At 66.9% G+C, this 24,782-nt stretch carries 22 protein-coding genes and 2 pseudogenes; 18 read left to right on the top strand and 6 right to left on the bottom strand.

Features of this window, described 5'->3' with window-relative positions; translation table 11 throughout:
• Nucleotides 1-66: 66 nt before the first annotated feature.
• The 6 genes from NMQ03_RS13310 (at nt 67) to NMQ03_RS13285 (ending at nt 7,135) form a co-directional block, all read left to right on the top strand.
• Nucleotides 67-957 carry a F0F1 ATP synthase subunit gamma gene (locus NMQ03_RS13310; protein WP_255172585.1) on the top strand — a complete coding sequence of 297 codons (891 nt, stop codon included), beginning with the start codon at nt 67-69 and terminating at the stop codon, nt 955-957.
• Between the two features lie 82 nt (nt 958-1,039).
• Nucleotides 1,040-2,494, top strand: coding sequence for a F0F1 ATP synthase subunit beta (gene atpD, locus NMQ03_RS13305; protein ID WP_255172584.1), 1,455 nt, complete (start codon nt 1,040-1,042; stop codon nt 2,492-2,494).
• Between the two features lies 1 nt (nt 2,495).
• Nucleotides 2,496-2,780: a F0F1 ATP synthase subunit epsilon gene (locus NMQ03_RS13300; RefSeq protein WP_018760117.1), complete on the top strand. Its 285-nt coding sequence runs from the start codon at nt 2,496-2,498 to the stop codon at nt 2,778-2,780.
• Nucleotides 2,781-2,790: 10 nt separating this feature from the next.
• The gene (locus NMQ03_RS13295) at nt 2,791-3,222 is read left to right on the top strand and encodes a DUF2550 domain-containing protein (RefSeq protein ID WP_159631651.1); all 432 of its coding nucleotides are present in this window, start codon (nt 2,791-2,793) and stop codon (nt 3,220-3,222) included.
• 5 nt (nt 3,223-3,227) lie between these two features.
• Entirely contained in the window at nt 3,228-4,556 is a 1,329-nt protein-coding gene (locus tag NMQ03_RS13290; protein WP_255172583.1) for an esterase family protein, read from the top strand.
• A 32-nt stretch (nt 4,557-4,588) separates the two neighbouring features.
• Nucleotides 4,589-7,135, top strand: coding sequence for a bifunctional lysylphosphatidylglycerol flippase/synthetase MprF (locus NMQ03_RS13285; RefSeq protein ID WP_255175611.1), 2,547 nt, complete (start codon nt 4,589-4,591; stop codon nt 7,133-7,135).
• A gap of 132 nt (nt 7,136-7,267) precedes the next feature.
• On the opposite strand, the gene NMQ03_RS13280 is transcribed toward NMQ03_RS13285, so the two are convergent.
• Both NMQ03_RS13280 and nucS read right to left on the bottom strand, forming a co-directional pair.
• A complete protein-coding gene (locus NMQ03_RS13280; RefSeq protein ID WP_011692441.1) occupies nt 7,268-7,471 on the bottom strand; it encodes a cold-shock protein in 204 nt (67 codons plus the stop codon).
• A 305-nt stretch (nt 7,472-7,776) separates the two neighbouring features.
• Nucleotides 7,777-8,472, bottom strand: a complete 696-nt coding sequence (gene nucS, locus NMQ03_RS13275) for an endonuclease NucS (protein ID WP_159631653.1) — start codon at nt 8,470-8,472, stop codon at nt 7,777-7,779.
• A gap of 138 nt (nt 8,473-8,610) precedes the next feature.
• Here nucS and NMQ03_RS13270 point away from each other — a divergent pair, with 138 nt between their 5' ends.
• Together NMQ03_RS13270 and NMQ03_RS13265 are read left to right on the top strand one after the other, a co-directional pair.
• The gene (locus NMQ03_RS13270) at nt 8,611-8,964 is read left to right on the top strand and encodes an ATP/GTP-binding protein (protein ID WP_159631654.1); all 354 of its coding nucleotides are present in this window, start codon (nt 8,611-8,613) and stop codon (nt 8,962-8,964) included.
• Between the two features lie 44 nt (nt 8,965-9,008).
• Nucleotides 9,009-9,806 carry an alpha/beta hydrolase gene (locus tag NMQ03_RS13265; protein ID WP_255172582.1) on the top strand — a complete coding sequence of 266 codons (798 nt, stop codon included), beginning with the start codon at nt 9,009-9,011 and terminating at the stop codon, nt 9,804-9,806.
• A gap of 13 nt (nt 9,807-9,819) precedes the next feature.
• On the opposite strand, the gene NMQ03_RS13260 is transcribed toward NMQ03_RS13265, so the two are convergent.
• Nucleotides 9,820-11,043 (bottom strand): AI-2E family transporter, encoded by a 1,224-nt coding sequence (locus NMQ03_RS13260; RefSeq protein ID WP_255172581.1) that lies wholly within the window; start codon nt 11,041-11,043, stop codon nt 9,820-9,822.
• Between the two features lie 323 nt (nt 11,044-11,366).
• Here NMQ03_RS13260 and NMQ03_RS13255 point away from each other — a divergent pair, with 323 nt between their 5' ends.
• The 5 genes and pseudogenes from NMQ03_RS13255 (at nt 11,367) to NMQ03_RS21210 (ending at nt 15,501) form a co-directional block, all read left to right on the top strand.
• Complete coding sequence (locus NMQ03_RS13255) at nt 11,367-13,043, top strand: hypothetical protein (protein ID WP_255175610.1); 1,677 nt, start codon at nt 11,367-11,369, stop codon at nt 13,041-13,043.
• A gap of 51 nt (nt 13,044-13,094) precedes the next feature.
• Nucleotides 13,095-14,099, top strand: a complete 1,005-nt coding sequence (locus tag NMQ03_RS13250; RefSeq protein WP_255172580.1) for a tetratricopeptide repeat protein — start codon at nt 13,095-13,097, stop codon at nt 14,097-14,099.
• Nucleotides 14,099-15,196: an NADH:flavin oxidoreductase/NADH oxidase gene (locus tag NMQ03_RS13245; RefSeq protein ID WP_255172579.1), complete on the top strand. Its 1,098-nt coding sequence runs from the start codon at nt 14,099-14,101 to the stop codon at nt 15,194-15,196. Before NMQ03_RS13250 ends, NMQ03_RS13245 begins: the two co-directional genes overlap by 1 nt.
• A 28-nt stretch (nt 15,197-15,224) precedes the next feature.
• Nucleotides 15,225-15,332: pseudogene (locus NMQ03_RS21215) on the top strand (DUF3253 domain-containing protein); the annotation flags it as partial.
• Nucleotides 15,333-15,429: 97 nt separating this feature from the next.
• Entirely contained in the window at nt 15,430-15,501 is a 72-nt protein-coding gene (locus NMQ03_RS21210) for a DUF3253 domain-containing protein (RefSeq protein ID WP_369693221.1), read from the top strand.
• A gap of 10 nt (nt 15,502-15,511) precedes the next feature.
• Here the strand turns inward: NMQ03_RS21210 and NMQ03_RS13235 are convergent.
• Nucleotides 15,512-17,387, bottom strand: a pseudogene (locus tag NMQ03_RS13235) (Na+/H+ antiporter).
• 51 nt (nt 17,388-17,438) lie between these two features.
• On the opposite strand from NMQ03_RS13235, the gene NMQ03_RS13230 reads away from it, so the two are divergent.
• The 5 genes from NMQ03_RS13230 to NMQ03_RS13210 all read left to right on the top strand — a co-directional run bounded on the left by NMQ03_RS13230 (nt 17,439) and on the right by NMQ03_RS13210 (nt 22,816).
• Complete coding sequence (locus NMQ03_RS13230) at nt 17,439-18,233, top strand: ABC transporter ATP-binding protein (protein ID WP_255172577.1); 795 nt, start codon at nt 17,439-17,441, stop codon at nt 18,231-18,233.
• Nucleotides 18,215-19,786, top strand: a complete 1,572-nt coding sequence (locus NMQ03_RS13225) for a transporter (RefSeq protein ID WP_255172576.1) — start codon at nt 18,215-18,217, stop codon at nt 19,784-19,786. Before NMQ03_RS13230 ends, NMQ03_RS13225 begins: the two co-directional genes overlap by 19 nt.
• A 21-nt stretch (nt 19,787-19,807) precedes the next feature.
• Nucleotides 19,808-20,587 carry a glucosamine-6-phosphate deaminase gene (gene nagB, locus NMQ03_RS13220; protein ID WP_255172575.1) on the top strand — a complete coding sequence of 260 codons (780 nt, stop codon included), beginning with the start codon at nt 19,808-19,810 and terminating at the stop codon, nt 20,585-20,587.
• A 109-nt stretch (nt 20,588-20,696) separates the two neighbouring features.
• A complete protein-coding gene (locus NMQ03_RS13215) occupies nt 20,697-21,035 on the top strand; it encodes a DUF3039 domain-containing protein (protein ID WP_255172574.1) in 339 nt (112 codons plus the stop codon).
• Nucleotides 21,035-22,816, top strand: a complete 1,782-nt coding sequence (locus NMQ03_RS13210) for a DEAD/DEAH box helicase (RefSeq protein ID WP_255172573.1) — start codon at nt 21,035-21,037, stop codon at nt 22,814-22,816. Before NMQ03_RS13215 ends, NMQ03_RS13210 begins: the two co-directional genes overlap by 1 nt.
• A 4-nt stretch (nt 22,817-22,820) precedes the next feature.
• Here the strand turns inward: NMQ03_RS13210 and NMQ03_RS13205 are convergent, their stop codons facing one another.
• On the bottom strand, nt 22,821-23,453 hold the full coding sequence (locus NMQ03_RS13205; RefSeq protein WP_255172572.1) for an isochorismatase family protein: 633 nt from the start codon (nt 23,451-23,453) through the stop codon (nt 22,821-22,823).
• A complete protein-coding gene (locus NMQ03_RS13200; protein WP_255172571.1) occupies nt 23,453-24,781 on the bottom strand; it encodes a nicotinate phosphoribosyltransferase in 1,329 nt (442 codons plus the stop codon). The genes NMQ03_RS13205 and NMQ03_RS13200 overlap by 1 nt, the downstream gene beginning before the upstream one ends.
• Between the last annotated feature and the right edge of the window lies 1 nt (nt 24,782).

Below are 24,782 nucleotides of genomic sequence, written 5' to 3'. Positions count from 1 at the left end.
ATCGCCGGGTGTGCCGGGCCCCAGGGTCCGGCACACCCGGCTACGGAATGTTAGGAAAGGATAAGTATGGGAGCCCAGATCCGGGTCTACCGCCAGAAGATCAGCTCGACCACGTCGATGCGCAAGATCTTCAAGGCGATGGAACTGATCGCTACCTCGCGCATCGGGAAGGCCCGTGCGCGCGTAGCAGCTTCACTGCCTTACGCGAACGCGATCACGCGCGCCGTTTCTGCTGTCGCCAGCCAAAGCGAAATCGACCACCCGCTGACCACTGAGCCGGAGCAGATCCGCCGTGCCGCCGTCCTGGTAATTACCTCGGACCGTGGCCTGGCAGGTTCCTACTCCGCCAGTGTGCTCAAGCAGGCGGAAGGTCTCTTCGAGCTGCTCCACGACGAAGGCAAGGAAGTCAAGACCTACCTCGTGGGCCGCAAGGCCCAGGCGTACTTCGAATTCCGGAACCGCGAATATGCGCGGGTCTGGACCGGAGGAACCGACGCTCCAGAGTTCGCCACCGCCCGTGAAATCGGCGAGGCGCTGCTGTCAGATTTCGCAACTGACTTCGAAGAGGGCGGCGTGGACGAAATCCACGTTGTCTACACCCGCTTCAAGTCCATGGTTACCCAGGAGCCGACGGTCATCCGCCTGCTCCCGCTGGAAGTAGTGGAAGAACAGGCTGCTTCCGAATCGGAGCTCCTGCCGCTGTACGAGTTCGAGCCGGAGACGGAGCGTGTCCTTGACGCCCTGCTGCCGCGCTACATCGAATCCCGTATCTTCGCAGCCATGTTGCAGGCGGCAGCTTCCGAGCTTGCAGCCCGCCAGCGGGCGATGAAGTCCGCAGGCGACAACGCAACGGACCTGATCAAGAAGTACACGCGCCTGCGCAACACAGCCCGCCAGGCCGAAATCACGCAGGAGCTCTCCGAGATTGTTGCAGGTGCCGACGCCCTCGCGTCGTAGCCTCCCGACCCTCGGTTCCGCGGAACCAGCAACACCACAGATAGACTTAACCCCACGCCATCTACTGAATGAAGTGAGAGAGATGACTGCCACTGCTACCGAACACGTAGCCGCAACGTCCGGTGCAACCGGCCGTATTGCGCGCGTAATCGGCCCGGTTGTCGACGTCGAATTCCCGGCTGACGCAATCCCGTCGATCTATAACGCCCTCACCACCGAGATCACTCTCAACGGTGAGACCAAGACCATTACCTTCGAAGTTGCGCTGCACCTCGGCGACAACCTCATCCGCGCCATCTCGCTGCAGGCAACCGACGGCCTGGTCCGCGGCACCGGCGTCGTTGACACCGGTGCCCCGATCTCCGTTCCCGTTGGTGACGGCGTCAAGGGCCACATCTTCAACGTGCTGGGCCAGCCCCTGGACGTTGCCGAGTCCGAGCTGGATGTCAGCGAACGCTGGCCCATCCACCGCAAGGCTCCCAGCTTCGCTTCGCTCGAAGGTTCCACCGAGATGCTGGAGACCGGCATCAAGGTCATCGACCTCCTCACCCCGTACATCAAGGGTGGAAAGATCGGCCTGTTCGGCGGCGCCGGCGTGGGCAAGACCGTTCTGATCCAGGAAATGATCACCCGTGTTGCCCGCAACTTCGGTGGTACTTCCGTGTTCGCCGGTGTTGGCGAGCGTACCCGTGAGGGCAACGACCTCTGGGTGGAAATGGAAGAGGCAGGCGTCCTCAAGGACACCGCCCTTGTATTCGGCCAGATGGATGAGCCGCCGGGAACGCGCCTGCGCGTGGCCCTGTCCGCGCTGACCATGGCGGAGTACTTCCGCGATGTGCAGAACCAGGACGTGTTGCTCTTCATCGACAACATCTTCCGCTTCACCCAGGCAGGCTCCGAGGTTTCCACGCTGCTGGGCCGCATGCCTTCGGCCGTGGGCTACCAGCCCAACCTGGCGGATGAGATGGGCCTCCTGCAGGAGCGCATTACCTCCACCAAGGGCCACTCCATCACCTCGATGCAGGCCATCTACGTTCCCGCAGATGACTACACCGACCCGGCTCCGGCCACGACCTTCGCACACCTCGACGCGACCACGGAACTTTCCCGTGAAATCGCCTCCCGTGGTCTGTACCCGGCCGTTGACCCGCTGACGTCGACTTCCCGCATCCTGGATCCCCAGTACATCGGCAAGGACCACTACAACACGGCTGTCCGTGTGAAGCAGATCCTGCAGAAGAACAAGGAACTCCAGGACATCATCGCCATCCTCGGTGTCGATGAACTCTCCGAGGAAGACAAGATCGTCGTGTCGCGTGCACGCCGCATCCAGCAGTTCCTGTCGCAGAACACCTACACCGCCAAGCAGTTCACCGGCGTCGAGGGCTCCACGGTTTCCATCAAGGACACCGTTGAAGGCTTCGCAGCCATCTGCGACGGCGAACTCGACCACATCGCAGAGCAGGCCTTCTTCAACGTTGGCGGCCTCGATGACGTTGAGCGCCAGTGGGCCAAGATCCAGGAACAGACCAAGTAATATGGCTGAGCTTGAGGTTGAGATTGTCGCAGCGGACCACTTTGTGTGGTCCGGAGCGGCCAAGATGGTCAAGGCCCGCACCAGCGATGGTGAAATCGGAATCCTGCCCGGCCACTCGCCCCTGCTGGCGATCCTGGCCGAGGGTGAACTGGCAATCCAGCCGGTATCCGGGGACCGTATTGCGGTAGATGTGGACGGTGGATTCTTCTCCGTTGACAACAACCGCGTGGTTATCGTTGCTGACAACGCCCAGCTGGGCGGCTCGGCTACCGCTGGGATCCGCTAGCACGACCTTGATGGACGCACCGGGTATTTCGTTCATCGCACTGGCAATCGCGTTCGGATTGCTGATCTTTGCACTGTGCCTTTCGGGGGTGCGCCGCTTCAACCTGCGGCGTGCCCTCGGCACGGTGGACGCCTCCATTTGCGTAGCTGGAAACAGCTGGCAGATGGGGGTTTGTCGTTATCAGGACAACGACCTTGAATGGTTCAGGCTCATCTCCTTGAGCGTCCGGCCCAAGTACACCTTCAAACGCAGCTCCCTGGAGCTCCTGGGGCGCAGGAAACCCACCGAAGCTGAAGCCGTCAAGGTTCAGCCGGATGTGGTGATCGTCGAACTCCGGTACGAGGGGCAGGACCTCCACTTCGCCATGAAATTCGACGCCTACACGGGTCTTTCCTCCTGGCTGGAAGCGGGTCCGGTCATCGGCGTGGGGACCTGGCGCTAGCCGGCGTGGACTGGTTTTCAGACATCCGGCTCACGGACGGACCACTGTATGGAACCGTCCTGGTATTGGGAGTTGGCGGCGCAGCCTATCTCCTGGTGCCGCCCCGGCGTGCCTCCATGACTTCCGTGCACCGGGCCCGGACTTGGGCGCTGCGCATCCTCCTTGCTGCCGCCGCCGCGTTCGCGCTGGTGGCCACGGTGCACTGGGCCCTCATCAATGTCTTCACTGTTTTCCCGGAGGACCTGCCGAATCCGGTACTGCTGTGGCTGGTCCCCGGAGTGGCGGCAGTCCTCCTGGGCCTGCTCCGCCTGTCCAGGACGGGCTGGCGCGGACGCGGGGCCGGAATCCTCGCCGCGCTGCTGGTGGTACTGCTCTCAGCAATCCAGATCAACGCCTACTTTGGCCTGAACAGGACGGTAAGCGACCTTTTGGGAACGGCCCTGGCCCGGATACCGGTCCTCGAGCAGGACGTCATGCGGCACGCCGGCGAATCTGACGGTGTCCCGCTCCAGGGCTGGAAGCCCGAGGGGGAGTTGCCGGCCGGAGGCGAGCTGCGGAAGTCCGCTATCCCGGGAACAGCCTCGGGAATGGCCACGCGGGATGCCTTCATCTACCTTCCCCCTGCCTATTTTGCTGCCAACAGGCCGGCGCTGCCCGTGCTGGTACTGGTGGCCGGGCAGCCCGGCGGCCCGGCGGACTGGCTCACCGGTGGCGCAATCCGCGGCCATATGGATTCATTCGCCGCCGCACACGGCGGGGTGGCCCCCGTGGTGGTCATCCCGGACCCGAACGGATCGCAGTCCGCAAACACCATGTGCATGGACAGCCGCATCGCCAAGGCAGACACCTACCTGTCCCAGGACGTGCCCCGCTGGATCAGTTCCACCCTGGCGGTGGACACCAACCACAGCCACTGGGCCGTGGGCGGGTTCTCCTTCGGCGGCACCTGCGCAGTGCAGATGGGAACACGGCATCCGGACATCTACGCGGACGTGCTGGCATTTTCCAGCGAGGCCGAACCCGCCATTGCCAAGGAACGGCAGAAGACCATCGACGCCGCCTTTCCTGGAAACCCCGAAGAATTCACCAAGCAGACTCCACTGGAGATCATGAAACACCAACGGTTCGAGTCCAGTGGCATGTACCTTACGGCAGGCCAAAACGATCCGGAGTTCGTGGGGAACCTCCGGACACTGGCCGCTGCGGCAGAGAACGCGGGCTTCACCGTGCAGGCACACGAGGTGGAGCACACCGGTCACTCCTGGGATACCTCGTCCAAGCGCTTTGCGGACGCACTGCAGTTCCTGGGCAGCCAATGGGGCCTGCAGTGGTGAGCACCAGGAAACCGGACCGTACCGTCGTCCTGATGTGGGCCGCCGTCGGGCGCCCGGCCGTCCAGCAGGCACTGGGCACGCTGAAATCGATGCCCTTCACACTTGGCGTGGTGGTTGCCTTCCTGGCGGCCGCCGCACTGACCGGGAGCTTCCTGGATGGACCGCCCGAGCAACTCCTGGGGCTGGCGTCCGTCAGCGGGCCTGGCCTGCGCGAGGGGCAGTGGTGGTCGCTCTTCACCAGCCTGTTCTTCGCCACAAACCCGCTGGCCTACCTCACCGCGTCGCTGATGATTGTCCTGCTGCTCGGACTCGCCGAGCGCAAGCTGGGCCGGCGTGCCGCCGTCGGACTCTTCTTTGGCGGGCAGTTTGCCGCCGTCACGGTGTTCCTCCTGGTGACCCAGCTGGCGGGGTACGTGGGGGACGGCTGGCTGGACAAAATGGTGAATGACAGCCTCATCGGGCCCTATGCGCCGGTGCTGACGGCGGGCCTTGCCGCCAGTGCGCGGATCACGCTGCTGTGGCAGCGACGGCTCCGTACCGTGGTGCTGTCCATCTCGATCCTGCTGGTCCTCTACGTAGGTCACGCCGAGACCATTATTGGGCTCATCGGTGCCCTTCTTGGCCTCCTGGCAGGCTGGTGGATCCAGGGGGACCAGGGACGGCTCCATCGCCACCGGTCCACCGGCCGCGAGACCAGGAACCTCCTGGCCCTCACCGTTGCCGTCTTTGCCGTGGGCCCCATCCTGACGGGAATCACCCGCGCACCCACCGGCCCGCTGGCACTCCTGCGGGACGTCGTGCTGAGTCCGATGCCCACGCTCAGCCAGCTCGTGTTCAACTGTGGCGCCACCGTTGATGCCTCCTGCCTCGAAACAGGCAGGGCAGGATTCGCCGGACCGTTCGGCCTGGCGCTGGCAGTGGTGCCGGTCATCCTGCTGCTGATCTGCGCGGACGGCATGCGCCGGGGCCGCCGGCTCGCGCTTAACATCGCCTTGGCCATCCAGCTGGCTGTCACGGCGCTGGCAGCGGTCTACCTGGCCCTGTTCGCCCTGGTTCCCTCGCGCCTCCAGGGCACGCATGCAACGCCGCTGTCCTCGGCCTTCGCCCACGTCCTTCCACTCGTGGTTGTTCCCCTGCTGCTTGCGGTGGTCCTGTGGCTGAACCGCCGCCAGTTCCGCGTGCAGACCCGGCCGGGTGCCCGGCGCACCCTCGGGGCCGTGGTCTGCGGAACATGGCTTGTCCTGGCCAGTTCCTACACCGTGGCCTGGTTCTCGTCCGGCGGCCTGGCCCGCGACGGCGGGCTGCTGGGCCTTTTCGCGGAGTTGGCCCGGCAGTATGTTCCGGTGCCCATACCCCAGCATTTCCGCCGGGTCTTCCCGGAACAGGACAGCGCCGAAGCCCTCCTGTTCGCCTACTCGGGGCCAATCTTCTGGCTCGTGGCCCTGGTGGCCGTGTGGTGGGTACTCGTGAGCCGGCACCACGGCCTGAACTTCGGTAAGCAGGACCGCGACCGCGCGCGGCAGCTGCTCCACCAGGGCGGCGGCCCGCTGTCCTGGATGGCGCTGTGGGAGCCCAACACGTACTGGTTCAGCCCGGACGGGGCGGGTGCCATGGCCTTCCAGCAGCACGGGACGGTGGCACTGACCCTGGGCGGCGCCTTTGGGGAGCGCAAGGCGGAGCAGCGCGTGACGGAGGGTTTCCTGGACTACTGCCGCAGCCAGGCGCTGATCCCCGCGCTGTATTCCTGCGACGACACGCTGTGGCCGGCGCTCAGGGAACGTGGCTTCTCCCGGGTGGCCGTGGCCCAGGAGACGCGTCTTGCGCTGGACCAGCTGGAGTTCAAGGGAAAGGAATGGCAGAACGTCAGGACGGCCCTGAACCGTGCCGCCAAGCTGGGGGTGCACGCGGTCTGGGGCTCATACCATTCGCTGACGGCCGCACTACGGTCCCGGTTGAACGAAGTGTCCGAGGAATGGGCGGTAAGCAAATCCGTTCCCGAAATGGGCTTCACGCTTGGGGGAGTGGACGAACTCGATGACGAGGAAGTCCTCTGCTGCCTGGCCGTGGACGGCAACGGTGCGGTCCACGGCGTGACCAGCTGGCTTCCGGTGTACGACGGCGGGCGGCTGGTCAGCCGGACGCTGGACGTTATGCGCAGGGGCAGTGAGGGCTTTCCCGGCGTCATGGAGTTCCTGATCGCCTCGGCTGTCCTTGAGCTGCGCGATTCCGTGGACATGATCTCGCTGTCCGGCTCGCCCCTGGCGAGCCGTCCGGAGGATGCAGCCCAAGGGGACGCAGCAGGGGACGCCGAAAGGGAGGAAGACGCAGCCGCGGCCGACGAGGGCGCGCAGAACCTCGTAAGGATCCTGGACCTGGTGGGGCACGCGCTTGAGCCCGTCTATGGCTTCCGCTCCCTGGCAGCCTTCAAATCCCGGTTCAAGCCCGAGTACCGGGCCCTGTACCTGTACTACCAGGACCCGCTGCACCTGCCTGCCATCGGGAGGGCGCTGACGCGCGCCTACCTGCCGGGGCTTTCCCTTGCACAGGGCGCCCGCCTGGTCCGCAAATTAGTGACCTGAAACCGGCCATACGCCGCTCAACGATAAAGTCATATTTGCGGCGCATATATATTTCACAAACAAATGATCCCCGGCAATTGCGCCGGGGATCCTTTGTTTTAGCTGACAACCGCGGCAAGCGGCCGGGCGGTACTAGACCAGAGTTACGCCGGTTGCCTGGGGGCCCTTGGCACCCTGGCCGATTTCGAACTGAACGCGCTGGTTCTCGTCGAGGGTCTTGAAGCCGCCGGTCTGGATCTCGGAGTAGTGAACGAAGACATCGCCATCGGAGTCGTCCGGGGTGATGAAGCCGAAGCCCTTTTCAGCGTTGAACCACTTGACGGTTCCCTGTGCCATTTATTTCTCCTCATTGTGGAACTTTTTAAGACCGGCACACCTCGTGCCGACCTTGGTCACTCCGCGAGAAGAATCCTGGGTTGCCTTGCCTGGGACAGGTCCGGCGCTGCAGGAGCTTCGCGCTCGCAACATGTCTTGCGAGCATGAAAAACACCTACACAAAGACTGAGATAAGAATTTCATGCCCGTTCCCGCAGGTCAACGGCCCGAACAGCAAAAAGGAAAAAATTTAGGTAAAAAAACAGGTGACAGGGAACCCCGTCTCGAAAAGCGCCAATTAGGTGCCCGAAGCAACAAAGGGAATTCTAGAAGAGCCGGGATTCGCTGTCGTCGACTCCGCGCATGGCGTCATAGTCAAGGGTGACGCAGTCGATCCCGCGGTCGTTGGCCAGTACCTTTGCCTGCGGCTTGATTTGCTGGGCTGCAAAAATCCCGCGGACAGGTGCCAGCAGGGGATCGCGGTTGAGCAGTTCCAGGTACCTGGTCAGCTGCTCCACGCCGTCGATGTCCCCGCGGCGCTTGAGTTCAATGGCCACTGTGGCACCGTCGGCGTCCCGGGCCAGGATGTCCACGGGGCCGATCGCGGTGAAGTACTCGCGCCTGATCAGGGAGTAGCCCTGGCCCAGCGTTTCAATCTGGTCGGCCAGCAACCGCTGCAGGTCCGCTTCCACACCGTCCTTGATCAGCCCGGGGTCCACGCCTAGGTCGTGGGAGGACTCGCTGACCTTCTCGTGGATGTTGATGATGAGCCGGTCATCGGTCTTGGCCGACTGCACGGTCCACTGCTCCACCACGCCCAGTTCGAGGTCCACTTCGTCCGGGGATGTAACGCGCAGGGTTGCCGGCGGGCTCATCCAGTTCAGCGGCTTGTAGGAACCGCCGTCGGAGTGCACCAGCACGGAGCCGTCCGCCTTCACCAGCAGGAGCCGGGTGGCGAGGGGGAGATGGGCCTTTAGCCGGCCAACGTAATCAACGGAGCAATGGGCTATGACGAGTCGCACGCCGTACAGACTATCGCGTGGGCTCCGGCAGACCATGGTCGACGCCGGGTGGCCGGGCGGAGCGGCAGGGACGCCACGGAAGGGCGGGGGCACCACGGTTAGGCTCGGCGTGCGGACCGGCTGGGGCAGAATGGAGACATGCCGCGTTCCAACCGTCCCCGCCGTCCCGCTTCCGGCAAGGGCCCTGTTTCGGGCCGGGGCGCAGGCCGGAAGGGCAGCGCGGACGTTCCCGAACTGGACCTTGAGCGTGCCCGGGCTGGAATCGCCCGCCGGGAAAGCGCTCCCGACGGCGAGTGGATGGTGCGCACCATGACCGCCAAAAATGCCGAAAAGACCTACATCTGCCCGGAATGCTCCACCGCCGTACTGCCCGGGATCGCCCACCTGGTGGTCTGGAAGGATGACCACCTCTTTGGAGCTGCCGCAGGCCTCGCGGAACGGCGGCACTGGCACACCAACTGCTGGATGACGCGCAGCTACCGCTACCGCTGACCCGGCGCGGCGGAAGAACCTCCGCTGTCGCTAAGCTGGCAGGCATGACTTTTGATCCGGCGTCGTACGAATTCAGCCCAACCCAGGGCCCCGCTCCCATCCGTGCCTCCACTGTCCTGCCTGCCCGGCGCGAGAACATCGAGCTGCAGACAGAGGACGGCCACACGCTGGTGGGGGAGCTGGCGCTGCCCGAGTCGGGGCCGGTCAAGGCCACGCTGATCACGCTCCACCCGCTGCCCACGCACGGCGGCTTCATGGATTCCCACGTTTACCGGAAGGCCTCCTACCGGCTGCCGGCGCTGGCCGGCATCGCGGTGCTGCGCTTCAACACCCGGGGCACAGCCTCGCCGCGCGGCACCAGCAGCGGCGCCTTCGAGGAGGGAGTGGGCGAGCGCTACGACGTGGAAGCAGCCGTCCGCTTCGCCGTCGAACGGGGCCTGCCAAACCGCTGGCTGGTGGGATGGTCGTTCGGGACCGAGCTGGCGCTGATGTACGGCGCCGTGGAACCGGTGGCCGGACAAATCGAGGGTGCGGTGCTGCTCTCGCCGCCGCTGCACCGCGCCACGGACAAGCACCTGCAGATGTGGGCGGAATCGGGCAAGCCCCTCACCGTCCTGGTACCGGAGCATGACGACTTCCTGCAGCCGGCCGAGGCAACCGAACGCTTCAGCCTGGTGCCCCAGGCACGCGTGGTGGGCGTGGCCGGGGCCAAGCACCTCTGGGTGGGGGAGAAGTACGCGGCCCGGGTGCTGAACGACATTGTGGCCCTTGTCAGTCCCGACCCCGACCGTGCGGAGCTGCCGCAGGAATGGGACGGTCCGGCGGCGACTGCCGGAGCCTAGGCTTCCCCCAGTGCTAGTGCTGGTCCTGCCGGACGATGTAGATCTCCCGGACCAGCAGCAGCACGGCGGCGGCAGTGGGGATGGCGATCAAGGCCCCCAGGACACCCAGCAGGCTGCCGCCGGCGATGACGGAAATCACCGCCACGGCACCCGGCACTGCAACGGCCTTCTGCATGATGCGCGGTGAAATGAAGTACGCCTCGAACTGCAGGTATGCGAAGTAGCAGATGGCGTAGATGGCCGCCACCTGCCAGCCCTCGGTGAGGGACACGAGAGTTACCACGATGCCCGCGATCATCCCGCCCACCAGGGGGATGAAGGCCAGCAGGACCACCACGAATGCCAGGAGCAGGGCGAATGGAATGCCGACGATGGACATCACCACGAACGCGAAGGTGGCGTTGAGCAGGGCCACGCACGCCTGGCCGATCACGTAGTTTCCCACCGACCGCGTGATCTCCTCCGAGAGGGCGGCCACCCGCTTCCGCCGGGAGCGCGGGGCCAGGCGGTAGCCCCACTTCTTCATGGCTGGCAGCGCTGCCAGGAAGTACAGGCTCAGGACCAGGACGATCAGGGCGCCGAAGAGGCTGTTGGCCACGGTGGATCCGAAGCCCAGTACACCGCCGAAAATGCCGCCCATCGCGGCGGGATCGTTGACGAACTTGTTCAGTTCCTCGGTGATCCGGTCGCGCACGCCGAACTGGTCATCAACGTTGCGGAAGAAATCCGAATCCATGAAGTTGCGCACCCAGTCCGGCGCCTGCCGCACGATTTCGGAGACCTGTTCAACGATGGTGGGAATGAGGGTGGCAAAGAATCCGACCACCGCGCCCATCAGGACTGCCACGGAGACCAGGATGCCGGCGGGCCGCGGGATCTTCCGGTTTTCGAGCCAGCCCACCACCGGTTCCAGGCCCAGGGCGATGAACAGCGCCGCCACGATCCACAGCAGCAGCTGCGTGGTGTGGGAACCGATCCAGTAGACCAGCAGCGCCAGTCCCACGCCCACGGTGCCCATGAAGCCCATGTAGAGCGGATGCTGGGGGGACATGCGCGGTCCGGGGTGGCCGAACTGCGGCTCATCGTCACCGTCGTGTTCCGACTCCGGAGCCTGTCCGGTGTATTCCGGCGGCATCTCGAACCGAAGCCTGGGCTGGGCGCCGGGCAATGGCTGGCGAAGCAGGCGGACCACATGGCCAAGGGCTGCAGCGGCTGAACCCCCGCGCCGTGCTGCCATGGCGAGCGGAGGAACGGCGGCAGGAACAGGGCCCCTGGGATCCCCTGGAATTCCGGCTGCAGCCGAGGACGGGTCCGTCTTGTCAGTCAATGGATTTGGGGGCCTGTTCCGTGCGTGGCACCGCCTGCGCGGGCCGGTGTGATGATCATCGCAAACACTATCAGCAGGCTTGTCACCACGAGCCGAAGGCGCCGCGCGCGGGCCGGCGCGGGCGGGGCGGAAGGGCAAAAAAGGGGGCGCTGGTAACAAAAAGGTTACTATTGAAGGCAAACCCCCGCTGATGATAGGTGTTTCCCTTGCGTTTAAAGACTGCAGCCGCACTTGTGCTGCTCGGCCTCCTGACACTTTTGGTAAGCATCGGCCAGAGAACCATCTGGGCTCCCTCCGAGACGTTCACCGCGTCCGCGCCGGCCGGCGCCGCCGCTGCGCCGCTGACCGTCATTGACCAGAAGCTGCGCACCCTGCACGGCGGGACGGTCAAGATCAACATCCAGGGCGACGGAAATTTCATGCTGGCCTCCGGCCGGCCGGATGACGTGGACGCCTGGGTGGGCAAGACAGCCCACAACACCATCACCGGGGTGTCCGAGGACGAAAAGTCCCTCCAGGTCGAGCACGCCGACGGCGAAGGCACCGCACCGAACCCGGCAGGTTCGGACCTCTGGGTGTCCAACGAGAACGCCAGCGGCGAGCTTGAATACACCTGGACCCCGCCCGCCGACGGCGACTGGAGCCTCCTGCTCGCCTCCGACGGCACCAAGCCTGCGCCGGCCACCGTGTCCATGACGTTCCCAAATGACACGTCCACTCCGTGGGCTGTTCCGCTGATGGTCCTGGGCAGCCTCCTGATCGTGGGCGGAATCGTCCTCGCGCTGCTCTCCGCCCGCCGGAAGAACGGCGAAGGCGAGGGCGAAGGCGGCGGCGACCCCGGCTTCGCTGCCCGCGCCCGTGCCCGGAAGGCGCAGAACCAGGACCCGTCGTCGTCCTCCAAGGTCACCATGGTGGCAGCCGGTGTGGCAGCAGCAGTGCTGGCTGCATCCGGCACGGCCGCCCAGGCCGCCAGCCCCAGCCCCCAGCCTTCCGGCAGTGCCTCATCGCCGGCGAAGGAAGCAGCAGGATCGCCTGTCCTGCTGGACGCACAGTTCCGCCGGATCCTGGAGCAGGTCTCCAGCGCCACCGACGCCGGGGACGCGGCCAAGGACGCCGCCAAGCTCGCGGACCGCGTTGCCGGCCCCGAACTGGAAATCCGCACCCAGAACTACAAGATCCGCTCCCAGGTGGGTTCCTACGAGCCACGCATGCCCGTGCGCTCCACCAAGCTGCTGACCACGGTTGTCACCAGCGACCGTGACTGGCCGCGTTCTGTGCTGGCCGTGACCCAGGGCGAAGGCAACGTTGTTCCGCAGATCCTGACGCTGGTTCAGCAGTCGCCCCGCGAGAACTACAAGCTCATGGAAACCACGCCCCTGCAGCCGGGAACCACGTTCCCGAACATCAGCCGGGGCGGCACCGACACCCTGGCCGCGTCGGACAAGTCCGGGCTGCTCTACAGCGGCGAGGAAGCAATGTCCGGCCTGGCCGACAGGCTCACGTCCGCGGACTCGCCGTTCAAGGACAAGCTGGTCGAGGGCGACTCCTCGCCGTACATCGCCGACACCCTGTCCTACCAGGCAGAGGTGGTCAAGGCCGGCGAGAACGGCAACTTCTCCTTCACCCACAAGGTGGTACCCGAGAGCACCGTGGTGTTCCGGACCTCCGACGGCGGGGCACTGGTCCTGGGCCGGATCAACTTCGGCTTCGAAGGCACCCCGAAGGCCGCCGGCGACAAGCTCAGCATCGGTGACGATGCCGCAGCCCTGGCCGGTGGCAAGGAAACCACCACGGGCATGGTGTTGAACTTCGCCGAATCGATGGCTGTCTACGTGCCGCCGGCAGGATCGACGGACCCGATGAAGCTCGTTGCCGCAACCCGCGGCCTGGTCGGCGCCAGCTTCAAGTAGCGCCTGACTGCATTACCACCGGCAGCGGCCGGAGTGGCTAGAGTGGGAAACATGAGTTCGCCAGCTTCCCGCCCAGTCCCTCCCGCCGCTGCCAACCTGCTTAACCTGCGCGGCGCCGTCGACCTTTCCTCACTGAAGCGCCCCGCAGCTCCTTCCGGTACAGCTCCGTCCGGGCCCCCGTCGGGGCCTCCGGCAGGGGTGGCGCAGGAAGGGCAGCCGGGGGCGGCGGCAGGCGGACCTGAGCTCAAGGTTAACGTCACCGAAGCGAACTTCCAGCAGTTGGTGGAACTGTCCGCGCAGGTTCCGGTGGTGTTCGCGCTGTGGGCTTCTTACTCGCCGGAGTCCGGCAGGATGGTGGAGACCCTCGACCGCGTCGTGGCCAGCTACGGCGGCCGCCTGGTCCTGGGCGCCGCCGACATCGAAGCTTTCCCGCAGCTTGCCCAGGCCTTCCAGGTGCAGGCCGTCCCCACCGCCGTCGCCGTCCTGAAGGGGCAGCCGGTACCGCTCTTCCAGGGGTCTGCGGAGGAGCAGCAGGTGCGCAGCCTCTTCGACGAACTCCTCAAGGTGGCTGCAGCCAACGGCGTCACCGGAAGCCTGGACGCCGGCGGTGCCGCTGAGCAGGAGCCGGCGCCGCTGCCGCCGCTGCACCAGGCGGCCTACGACGCCATCGAAGCCGGCGATTACGCCGCCGCGGCAGAGGCCTATCGCCAGGCGCTGAAGGAAATGCCGTCGGACCATGAAGCCAAGGCCGGCCTGGCCCAGGTGGAGCTGATGGACCGGCTGCAGTCCGTGTCTGCCCAGGACAGTGAAGCGCTGCGTACGCTGGCGGCGAATGAGCCGGACAACCTGGAAGCCCAGCTTGGGGTGGCGGACCTGGACGTGGCCGGCGGCCATGTGGAGGACGCCCTGAACCGGCTGGTGGCCTTCATCGGAAGGAATTTCGGTCCGGAGCGTGAGACCGCACGGGTGCGGCTGCTGGAACTGTTCGAGGTGGTGGGCGCCGGCGACGGGCGCGTGGCCAAGGCGCGCCAGGCGCTGGCCCGGGTGCTGTTCTAGTGCCGGCCCTGTTCCAGCCGCTGGCGCTGCGGTCCATGGAGCTGCAGCACCGGGGCTGGGTGTCGCCCATGTGCCAGTACAGCTGCGATCCCGACGACGCCCCGGGGGTTCCGAACGACTGGCACCTGGTGCACCTGGGCGGCTTTGCCGTGGGCGGCGCGGCGATGATCCTCACGGAAGCCGCGGCCGTGAACGCCGAAGGCCGGATCAGCCCCCGGGATGCCGGCCTGTACAACGACGAGCAGGCGGAAGCCTGGCAGCGGATCATTTCCTTCGTCCACCGGAACGGTACTGCCCGCACCAAAATCGGCGTGCAGCTGGCCCACGCGGGCCGGAAAGCGTCCACGTTCTGGCCCTTCTCCGGTAAGCACGGCAGTGTTCCCGCCGCCGAAGGCGGGTGGGACACCGTTGGTCCGTCCACCACCTCGTTCGAGGGCTACGCGGCGCCCGCAGCCATGACCGTGGATCAAATCCACGGCGTCATCGCCGATTTTGCCGCCGCCGCCGAACGCGCGGTGGCCGCGGGCTTCGACACCATGGAGATCCACGGGGCGCACGGCTACCTCCTTCACCAGTTCCAAAGCCCGCTGATCAACCAGCGTGACGACGAGTGGGGCGGGGACGAGGCCGGCCGCAACCGGCTGATGCTGGCCGTGGTTGACGCCATCCGCGCCGTGATTCCCGATTCCATGCCCCTGCTGCTACGGATCTCGGCCACCGATTGGGCGCCGGGCGGGGTGGACCAGGCAGCATCGGTCCGCCTGGCCCGTGAGGCGGCGGCCCGCGGCGTGGACCTGGTGGACGTTTCCAGCGGCGGGGCGGTGGCACACCAGCAGATCAAGCCGGGCCTGGGCTACCAGACCGGGTTCTCCGCCGCCATCCGCTCGGAGGCAGGAATCGCCACCGGCACGGTTGGCCTGGTCACCACGCCGGAACAGGCGGAGCACGCGATCGCCACCGGCCAGGCCGACGGCGTCTTCATTGCCCGGGCCGCGCTGCGCGATCCCCACTGGTGGCTCCGGGCCGCGTTCGAACTGGGCCACGACATGGCCTGGCCGCCCCAGTACGAGCGGGCCATCCCGCGGCGGACCTTCTGAGCCCCATCCCGTGAAGACGGAACCAGGCATGGCACACGCTGGCGGGGACGGCCCGGACACGCCGGTTGGGCGGCAGCTGGAAGCAAAAATCCTGGAACTGCTGGCTTCCCGGGCGGCAACGTCCACCATCTGCCCGTCCGATGCGGCCAGGGCGGTGGGCGGCGACGACTGGCGGCACCTCATGGAGCCGCCCGCGAAGCCGCGCGGCGCCTGGTTGATGCTACCAGGTCCACATCACCCAGGGCGGGTCCGTCGTCGATCCCGCCACGGCAAAGGGGCCGATCCGGATCCGCAAGGCGCCGTGAAGGCCGCCCGTCACCCGAGCAGGTCGTCCACGTAGCACCAGCGCCATTCTTCGCCGGGTTCGATGCTGCGCATGACGGGGTGACCGGTTTCCTTGAAGTGGCGGCTGGCGTGACGTCCCGCCGAGGAGTCGCAGCAGCCAACGTGTCCGCAGGCAAGGCACATGCGCAGGTGCACCGGTGTGGTGCCCTCCCGTTCGCAGCCTGCACATGCCGGGTTGTCGGGGAGCGGTGCCGGCATGGCCGCCGTCAGGTGGCCGCAGACGCCGCCGGGCTGGGACAGCCCTTCACCGCCACCGCCGTCGGCAGCGGAGTCCAGTTCGTTGAGGGAGGCATCGAGCATGGACTCTTCCACATCCAGCCGCTCCAGGACTTCGCTGAGGACCTCATGGGCAAAGTCCCCGCCGCGCCTGAGTTCCAGGACTTTTTCACGTTCGGCTTCCAGCATGGCCATTCGCAGCTGGGCGTACCGTTGGCTGGGGGTGGCCGCCTCTGCCGCGGGCCTGCCCAGGCGTTCCCAAGCTGCCAGTCCCCGCTCCTGGGTCCGCCGCCGCAGCATGTCCATGACCTCCGGGGGGTCGTTGTCCCGGCGAAGCTTCTCCAGGCGCTCCATACCCGCAGTGGTGGCCAGCTGCATCAGTGAGGCCTGGTTCAGCGCATCCTCGCGCCTGTCCGGCCCGGGCACACCCAGGGCGCGGACCAGGGCGGCAACGTAAAGCCCTGCAGCACCAGGGTGCTACCACCACCACCATGGCGGCCAGGACCAGGACGTTGCGGTGTTCCAGGTCATCGGGCAGCGTGAGCACGGCAGCCAGGGTGACTACGCCACGCATCCCCGCCCAGGACACGATGGCGGGAAACTGCCATGGCGGCGCGGGGTCCTTGCGCTGCACGGAAGGAATCAGGCGGGGGAGGTATGTGGCGGGAAAGACCCAGATGGGCCTCAGCACCAGCACGGCCACCAGGATCACCGCGCAGCCAAGCCACACCCGGCCCGCGCCCAGGGAATCGTCCTGGACGCTGTCGATGATGGTCCGGACCTGCAGGCCGATCAGCAGGAACACGGAGTTCTCCAGGAGGAACTGCACCGTGTCCCAGTTGCTGCGGGCGCTTTGCCGCGCGGCTCCGTTGGGCATGGACGGTGCCTTGGTGCCCATCACCAGGCCGGTGACGACGACGGCGAGCACACCGGAGGCATGGATGGCCTCGGCGGGAAGGAAGGCTACGAAAGGGGCCATCAGCGACGTGGAGGTGTTGATGGCCACGTTGCTGATCCGTTTCCGGATTTCTGTCAGGATGTACGCGGCGGCGAGGCCCACCGCCAGCCCGCCGCCGGCCGCCACCACGAAGCCGCCGGCCACATCCAGTGCGGACACCGAGCCGGCGATTGCGGCCACGGCCGCGCGCAGGCACACCAGCGCCGTGGCGTCATTGACCAGGGACTCGCCTTCGAGGATGTTGACGATCCGGCGGGGCATGCCCACCTTCCGTGCGATCGCCGTGGCCGCCACGGCGTCCGGGGGAGCCACCACCGCACCGAGGGCGATGGCGGCGGCCAGCGGGATTTCCGGGAACAGCCACCAGACCACCGCCCCAACCCCCAGTGTGCCGAAGATGACATAGCCCACGGACAGGAGCCCGATGGACCGGCGGTTCGATGTGAAGTCGAACAACGATGTGCGGAACGCGGCGGCGTAGAGCAGCGGGGGCAGCAGGCCAACCAGGACCAGTTCAGGATTCAGCTCGACCGGCGGGATGAACGGCAGGAAGGATCCCGCCACGCCCGCCAGGACCAGGAGCAGGGGAACCGGGAGATTGAGCTTCCGCCCCACCGCGCTGCCGGCGCACACCACCGCAACGATCACCAGCAGGCCCAGGGCAATGTCCATGAGGTTAGTTTCGCACCCCCGCAGCGACGGCCCGCGGACTAGGCTGGCACCATGACTGCTCCCATGCCTGACCAGGCGTCGAATCCCGGCCCCGTGGCGGCCCTGTCCATCCGCGGGCTGGCCAAAAGGTTTGGCGGCAAGATCGCGGTGGACGGTATCAGCCTGGACGTCCCGGCGGGTTCATTCTTCGGCATTGTGGGACCCAACGGTGCAGGCAAGACCACCACGCTGTCCATGGCCACCGGCCTCCTGCGCCCGGACTTCGGCACCGCCGTGGTGCACGGCGTCGACGTCTGGCAGCACCCCCTCGAAGCGAAGCGGCTCATGGGGATCCTGCCCGACGGGGTCAGGCTCTTCGACCGGCTGACGGGAGAGCAGCTGATTACGTATGCCGGACTGCTGCGCGGCATGGATAAGGCCGTGGTGGCCGCACGGGTGGGGGAGCTGCTGGCCGCCATGGACCTCAGCCAGGACGCCGGAACACTGGTGGTGGACTACTCGGCGGGCATGACCAAGAAGATTGCCCTCGCCTCTGCGCTCATCCACGCCCCGCGGCTCCTGGTCCTGGACGAGCCCTTCGAAGCCGTTGACCCTGTGTCTGCAGCGAACATCCGCTCCATCCTGGACCGGTACGTGGACTCCGGCGGAACGGTCATCGTGTCCAGCCACGTGATGGACCTGGTACAGCGGATGTGCGACCACGTGGCGGTGGTGGCCAAAGGCCGGCTGCTGGCCGCGGGCACGGTGGATGAGGTGCGCGCCGGAGCCTCGCTGGAGGACCGGTTCGTGCAGCTGGTCGGCGGCCACAGCCACACGGAGGGGCTGGAATGGTTGCGCACCTTCTAAGGCTCAAGCTCACGCTGCTCCGCAACGGACTGCGCCGCAGCCCCTGGCAGCTGGTGGGGATGGCCATCGCCGGGCTCTACGCCCTGGGCGTGGTGGCAACGCTTGTCATCGCCCTTGTCCTGCTGCGCAACGCCGGGCCGGTCACCGCCCACACTGCCGTGGTCCTGGGCGGCTCCGCCGCGGTCCTGGGCTGGGCCGTGGTTCCGGTGGTGGCATCGGCCACGGACATGACACTCGATCCGGCCCGCTTCACCACTTTTGCGATCCCCATGAAGCAGATGCTCGCCGGCCTTGCCCTCGGCGGCCTGATCGGCATCCCGGGCCTGGCCACCGCACTGGTGTCACTGTCCACGGTAGTCACCTGGTCCCGGGGCGTGCTCCCCGCGCTCGCCGCTTTGGCCGGGGCGTGCCTGGGTGTCATGACCTGTATTGTGCTGGCCAAGGTGGTCACCACCGCAACAGCCAGCCTGGCGGCTTCCCGGCGCTTCAAGGACATCAGTGCCATTGCGTTCATGGTGCCGCTGGTCCTGCTGGGCCCCATCGTGGCAGGGGTTGGCCGCGGCATCCCGGCATCCACCGGGTTCCTGCCCGAGTTCGCCCGGGCCTTGTCCTGGACGCCGCTCGGGGCGCCATGGTCACTCGGCGGCGACATCGCGTCGGGCCGGCCCGGGCAGGCCGCGGTGAAGCTGCTGGTATCGGTGGCGGTCCTCGGCGCCCTGGCCTGGTGCTGGAAGCTGCTGCTCGAACGGGCACTGGTCACCCCGCCGTATGCCGGCGCGGGGAAGCGCAGGGGCGGCAGGCTGGGATTGTTCGGCGTCCTGCCGCCCACCCCGGCCGGCGCCGTGATGGCCAGGTCGCTCACCTACTGGCTCCGGGACCCGCGGTACTCGGGTTCCCTGGTGGTCATCCCGCTGCTCCCGGTGGTCCTGGCGTTCCAGGGGACGCAGACGGGCAGCTATGGCAGCCTGGCTTTCCTTGCCCCGGTGTCCGCCTTCATCCTGGCCTGGTCCATCTCCGCCGACGTCTCCTATGACAACACCGCGTTTGCCCTGCACCTGGCCACCGGTGTCCGTGGGGTGGCGGACCGGCTGGGCCGGGCACTGGCGTGCATGACCTTTGCGCTGCCCGTGGTGCTGGTGTTCTCGGTCGGTTACGCCGCCTTCACGGGTAACTGGGCGGCACTGCCCGGCCAGCTGGGATTCAGCCTGGGGATCCTTTTTACCGGCCTGGGCCTTTCCTCGGTGGTATCGGCCCGGTACACCGTCACCGTACCGCTGCCGGGGGACAGCCCGTTTAAGAAACCGCCAGGCAACGTTGGGCAGACCCTGGCCGTGCAGTTCGTGGGAATGCTGGTCCTGATGGTGCTGGTCCTGCCGGAGGCTGCGCTGCTGGTTGCCCAGGCGGTGACGGGCAACATCCTGTTCGGCTGGCTCAACTTCGCGGTGGGAACCGTCCTGGGCCTGGTCCTTTTCGGGGCCGGCGTCCGGCTGGGCGGCAGGTGGCTGGAGGCCCGCGGGCCGGAACTCCTGGCGCAGGTCACAGTCAACCGCTGACAGTTCCAGGAAAGGAGCACCATGGAAGTCGTGATACTCGGCGGCAGCAGGCAGATCGGAAGACTTGCGGCAGACGCCATTGAACAGCTGGTCCGCCGCAAGCCGGACGCGGTCCTTGGCCTGGCCACGGGGTCATCACCGCTGCCCGTCTATGACGAACTTGCCGCGCGCCATGAACGGGGCCTGGACTTCAGCAGGGCGTCCGCGTTCGCGCTGGACGAGTACGTGGGCCTGCCTGCCGGCCACCCCGAGTCCTACCGGGAGGTGATACGCCGGGAATTCACGGACCGCGTGAACATCGCACCGGAGAATGTCCACGGCCCCGACGGAACCGCCACCGACATCCCGGCTGCCTGCGAGGCGTACGAACAGGCCATCGCCGCAGCCGGTGGCGTGGACCTGCAGCTGCTGGGCGTGGGCACTGACGGGCACATCGGCTTTAACGAACCAGGCTCCTCCTTCGCGTCGCGGACGCGGATCAAGAGCCTGATCGAGCAGACACGCCGGGACAATGCCAGGTTCTTCACCAACCTGGCGGAGGTGCCGCACCACGTCCTCACCCAGGGGCTGGGCACCATCATGGCGGCGCGCCACGTGGTCCTCCTGGCCACAGGGGCGCAAAAGGCGCAGGCGGTCCGCGATTTCGTGGAGGGACCGGTGGCCGCCATCTGTCCCGCGTCGGTGCTGCAGTTCCATCCGCATGCCACGGTCCTGCTGGACGAGGCGGCCGCCTCGGCCCTGAAACTTGCGGATTTCTACCGCCACACGTACGAGAACAAGCCCGCGTGGCAGGGGCTGTGACGGCGCCTGCGGGAGCGGCGTGACAGCGTCCAAAAGTACGACGGCGGCCGGTGCGGGACCCCGGCGCGGGCGTGCCGCCGTCGAACGTCAGGCCGGGGGAACGGCTAAGATGGATGCCATGACTAGCATGACGGACCCTCTCGAAAACGACCCGATGCGCGAGCTTTCCGGGGCTGGAACGTCCACGGCCACCATTGAGCGCGAGGAACTGCGCCCGGAAGTGGAGCCGGGGGACCGGGAGCGCTTCTCGCACTATGTGCGGAAGGAAAAGATCATGGAGTCCGCCATGACCGGGGAGCCCGTCATTGCCCTGTGCGGCAAGGTGTGGACCCCGGGCCGGGACCCGAAGAAATTCCCTGTCTGCCCCGAGTGCAAGGAAGTCTATGATGGCCTCCGCCCGGGCAACGACGGCGGGAAGGGTCCGGGCGGCTCGGGCAACAACAAGTAGTGACGGAGACGCTCTTTGGCGGCCCCACCCTGCCTCCGGCCTACCCGGAACGTGCAGCTTGGGGAACCGCCCCGAAACTCCGTGCCTGGCAGCAGGAAGCCCTTGACCGCTATCTTGCGAGCAGTCCGCGCGACTTCCTTGCGGTAGCAACCCCGGGTGCAGGTAAGACAACGTTCGCGCTGCGGATTGCTTCCACGCTGATCGACTCCGGGGCAGTGAACCGCGTGACCATTGTTGCCCCCACCGACCACCTGAAGCGCCAGTGGGCGGATGCTGCCGCCAAGGTGGGGATCGCCATCGACCCCAACTTCAAGAACTCGGACGGCCAGCACGGCCGCGGCTTCATTGGCGTCGCCGTCACCTACGCGCAGGTGGCCAGCAAACCCCTGCTGCACCGCGCCAAGACCGAGGCTGCCCGCACCCTGGTGATCCTGGACGAGATCCACCACGGCGGCGAGGCCCTGTCCTGGGGCGACGGCCTGCGTGAGGCATTCGATCCCGCGGTGCGCCGCCTGTCCCTGACCGGTACGCCGTTCCGCTCGGACACCTCACCCATCCCGTTCGTGGAGTACGCCGAAGACCGTGACGGCATCCGGCGCTCCAAGGCCGACTACACCTACGGCTATGGCAACGCCCTCCGCGACCACGTGGTCCGGCCCGTGATGTTCATGGCCTACTCCGGCCAGATGCGCTGGCGCACCAGCGCGGGCGAGGAAATGGCCGCCTCCCTGGGCGAGGCGGCCGTGACCAAGGACATCACCAGCCACGCCTGGCGGACCGCCCTGAACCCGGCAGGGGAGTGGATCCCCGCTGTCCTGGCCGGTGCGGACAGGCGGCTCAGCGAAGTCCGGCGCACCGTGCCGGATGCCGGCGGCCTGGTCATCGCCACCGACCACGAGGACGCCCGTGCGTACGCCGGCCAGCTGAAGAAGATCACCGGGGAGTCGCCCACCGTCATCCTCTCCGATGACGCCAAGGCCTCCAGTAAGATCGAGGAATTTTCCGCCGGCGACAAGCGCTGGATGGTGGCTGTCCGCATGGTGTCCGAAGGCGTCGACGTGCCCCGGCTGTCCGTGGGCGTCTACGCCACGTCAACGTCCACGCCGCTGTTCTTCGCCCAGGCCGTGGGCCGTTTCGTGCGTGCCCGCAAGAGGGGCGAAACGGCGTCGGTGTTCCTGCCCTCCGTGCCGCAGCTGATGGCGCTGGCCAACTCCATGGAGATGGAGCGGGACCACGCGCTGGACCGGCCCGAGAAGGAAGACGGCGACGGCCTCTTCAACCCTGAAGACTCGCTGATGGACGAGGCCAACCGCGAAGAGAAGGCCTCCGACAGCCTCACGAAGGGCAAGTTCGAAGCGCTGGACTCCCGGGCGTCCTTTGACCGGGTGCTGTTCGACGGCGGCGAGTTCGGCACCGGCGGCGAAGTGGGGTCCGACGACGAAATGGACTTCCTGGGCATCCCCGGGCTGCTGGACGCCGAGCAGGTGGGAACGCTGCTGCGCCAGCGCCAGCATGAGCAGCTGAACCGCAAGAACCGGAAGGCCCCGGCCGCGGACGCCCAGCAGGTTCCTGCCGTTCCGGACCACCGCATGCTGATGGACCTGCGCAACGAACTGGCCAAGAACGTGGCCGCCTGGGCTGCCCGGACCGGAACCCCGCACGGGGTGGTGCACACCAAGCTGCGCACGGTCTGTGGCGGGCCGCCCGTGGCCCAGGCCAACGAGGAGCAGCTGAAGTCCCGGCTGCGTAAGCTCCAGGACTGGTTCGTGGGCCGCAAATAGCGCGCTAGGCGATGTCCGCCCCGCCGAGTTCCATCTCGGCAACGGCGTCTTCCAGGTCCTCGGCGATCCCGGCGGTCAGCGACCGCACCACAGTGACGCCGTAGCCGGCCTGGACGGCGTCCAGGGCTGTGGCCTTCACGCAGTAGTCGGTGGCGATGCCAACCACCACCACGTCCTCCACGTCATGGCTCTGCAGCCAGTCATCGAGGCCGATGGCGTCCTCATCGGCTTCCAGCTCGGCTTGGGCGCCGGGCAGGCCGCCGGGCTGCCGTTCCCCGGTGGGGACGGCGTCCTCAGGTGCCAGCAGGCCCTCGAAGCCTGAGTAGGCGGCGGCGAACTGGCCTTTCCGGAAGTACGCATCGACGTACTCCGTGTCCAGGTCCGGGTGGAGTTCGGCTCCGCGGGTGCCTGCCACGCAGTGCCGGGGCCAGCTGTCCTTGTAATCGGGCGTATCGGAAAAGTGGCTGCCGGGGTCGATGTGCCAGTCCTGGGTGGCCACCACATGGTCGAATTCACTGTGGTGGGCGTCCAGGTACTCGGTGATGGCGCCTGCAACTGCGGCTCCGCCCGGAACGGCGAGCGAGCCGCCCTCGCAGAAATCGTTCTGCACGTCCACGATGATCAAAGCGCGCGACATCAGTGCTCCTCGTAGATGGTGGGGATCGCGGCCTCGCCGCGCTGCAGGCGGTTGACCACCGGCGGCAGCTCAGCCATGGAATCTGCGTGGCGCTGCCGTGCGCGCATAACGCCTTCGTGCCCGGTCCAGCCCGGCAGCAATTCACCGTTCTTCATGAACTGCTGCAGCAACGCACGGTCGTTGCCGTCGTCCTCGGGCCGGTGGCCCACTCCCACCACCTCGGCGGTGGCGGTACCGCGTTCGTCCAGCTTCCGCAGGGCGTACTTGCGGCCGCCCACGCTGGCCTTGTTCTTGGCCGCCTTGGCAACGGAGACGAAGTTGCCGTCGTCGTCCGTGCGGCTGACGAGTTTGTAGACCATGCTCGCCGTCGGGGCGCCTGAACCGGTCACCAGCGAGGTGCCCACGCCGTAGGAGTCCACAGGGGCTGACTGCAGGGCTGCGATGGCGTACTCGTCCAGGTCCGAGGTCACCACGATCTTCGTGTGCTCGTTGCCGAGGTCGTCCAGGAGGCGGCGTACCCACTGGGCCTGGGCCACCAGGTCGCCCGAGTCAAGCCGGACGGCGCCCAGCCGCGGCCCCGCCAGTTCCACAGCCGTGCGGACGGCCTTTTCGACGTCGTACGTGTCCACCAGCAGGGAGGTGCCCGCGCCGAGCGAGGCAATCTGGGCCTCGAAGGCCTCCCGCTCGGTGTCGTGCAGCAGGGTGAACGAGTGGGCTGCAGTCCCCACGGTTTTCACGCCGTAGCGGATGCCAGCCTCCAGGTTGGACGTGCTGTCAAAGCCGGCGATGATTGCCGCACGCGCCGATGCGGTGGCGGCCTCCTCGTGGGTGCGCCGGGATCCCATTTCGATGCAGGGACGGCCGCCCGCAGCGCTGACCATCCGGGACGCGGCGGAGGCGATGGCGGTGTCGTGGTTGAGCACGGACAGCAGGTAGGTCTCCAGCATGCAGGCCTCGGCGAAGGAGGCCTCCACCACCAGGATGGGGGAGTTGGGAAAATACGCTTCTCCCTCGGCGTAGCCCCAGATGTCCCCGGAGAATTTGTAATTGGCCAGATACTCCAGCGTTTCCTGGTTGACCACCTGGGTGCGCTCCAGGAAATCCAGTTCCGCCTCGCCGAAACGGAAGTTGGCGATGCCTTCCAGGAGCCGTCCGGTGCCGGCAACGATCCCGTAGCGCCGGCCGTCGGGCAGCCGCCGCGCGAACGCCTCGAACACTGACCTGCGGTGCGCGGCCCCGGAATAGAGGGACGCCTGCAGCATGGTCAGCTCGTAGTGGTCGGTATAAAAGGACGTGCGGGGATGGTCCCAACCGGCTGAGGTGCTCACG

Origin of the sequence: Arthrobacter sp. DNA4 (assembly GCF_024362385.1) — a bacterium.
Taxonomy (GTDB): Bacteria; Actinomycetota; Actinomycetes; order Actinomycetales; family Micrococcaceae; genus Arthrobacter.
Note: the sequence above shows the minus strand (reverse complement) of the source record. Positions and strands in the feature narration are given on the sequence as shown.

What these genes read in the sequence shown, in the direction of transcription:
- nagB (WP_255172575.1), top strand. Translation starts at nt 19,808, where the DNA reads ATGGAAGTCGTGATACTCGGCGGCAGCAGGCAGATCGGAAGACTTGCG.
- atpD (WP_255172584.1), top strand. Translation starts at nt 1,040, where the DNA reads ATGACTGCCACTGCTACCGAACACGTAGCCGCAACGTCCGGTGCAACC.
- NMQ03_RS13205 (WP_255172572.1), bottom strand. Translation starts at nt 23,453, where the DNA reads ATGTCGCGCGCTTTGATCATCGTGGACGTGCAGAACGATTTCTGCGAG.
- NMQ03_RS13260 (WP_255172581.1), bottom strand. Translation starts at nt 11,043, where the DNA reads ATGGCAGCACGGCGCGGGGGTTCAGCCGCTGCAGCCCTTGGCCATGTG.
- NMQ03_RS13280 (WP_011692441.1), bottom strand. Translation starts at nt 7,471, where the DNA reads ATGGCACAGGGAACCGTCAAGTGGTTCAACGCTGAAAAGGGCTTCGGC.
- NMQ03_RS13300 (WP_018760117.1), top strand. Translation starts at nt 2,496, where the DNA reads ATGGCTGAGCTTGAGGTTGAGATTGTCGCAGCGGACCACTTTGTGTGG.
- NMQ03_RS13295 (WP_159631651.1), top strand. Translation starts at nt 2,791, where the DNA reads ATGGACGCACCGGGTATTTCGTTCATCGCACTGGCAATCGCGTTCGGA.
- NMQ03_RS13285 (WP_255175611.1), top strand. Translation starts at nt 4,589, where the DNA reads ATGTGGGCCGCCGTCGGGCGCCCGGCCGTCCAGCAGGCACTGGGCACG.
- NMQ03_RS13230 (WP_255172577.1), top strand. Translation starts at nt 17,439, where the DNA reads ATGACTGCTCCCATGCCTGACCAGGCGTCGAATCCCGGCCCCGTGGCG.
- NMQ03_RS13215 (WP_255172574.1), top strand. Translation starts at nt 20,697, where the DNA reads ATGGATGCCATGACTAGCATGACGGACCCTCTCGAAAACGACCCGATG.
- NMQ03_RS13225 (WP_255172576.1), top strand. Translation starts at nt 18,215, where the DNA reads ATGGTTGCGCACCTTCTAAGGCTCAAGCTCACGCTGCTCCGCAACGGA.
- NMQ03_RS13250 (WP_255172580.1), top strand. Translation starts at nt 13,095, where the DNA reads ATGAGTTCGCCAGCTTCCCGCCCAGTCCCTCCCGCCGCTGCCAACCTG.
- NMQ03_RS13265 (WP_255172582.1), top strand. Translation starts at nt 9,009, where the DNA reads ATGACTTTTGATCCGGCGTCGTACGAATTCAGCCCAACCCAGGGCCCC.
- NMQ03_RS13270 (WP_159631654.1), top strand. Translation starts at nt 8,611, where the DNA reads ATGCCGCGTTCCAACCGTCCCCGCCGTCCCGCTTCCGGCAAGGGCCCT.
- NMQ03_RS13310 (WP_255172585.1), top strand. Translation starts at nt 67, where the DNA reads ATGGGAGCCCAGATCCGGGTCTACCGCCAGAAGATCAGCTCGACCACG.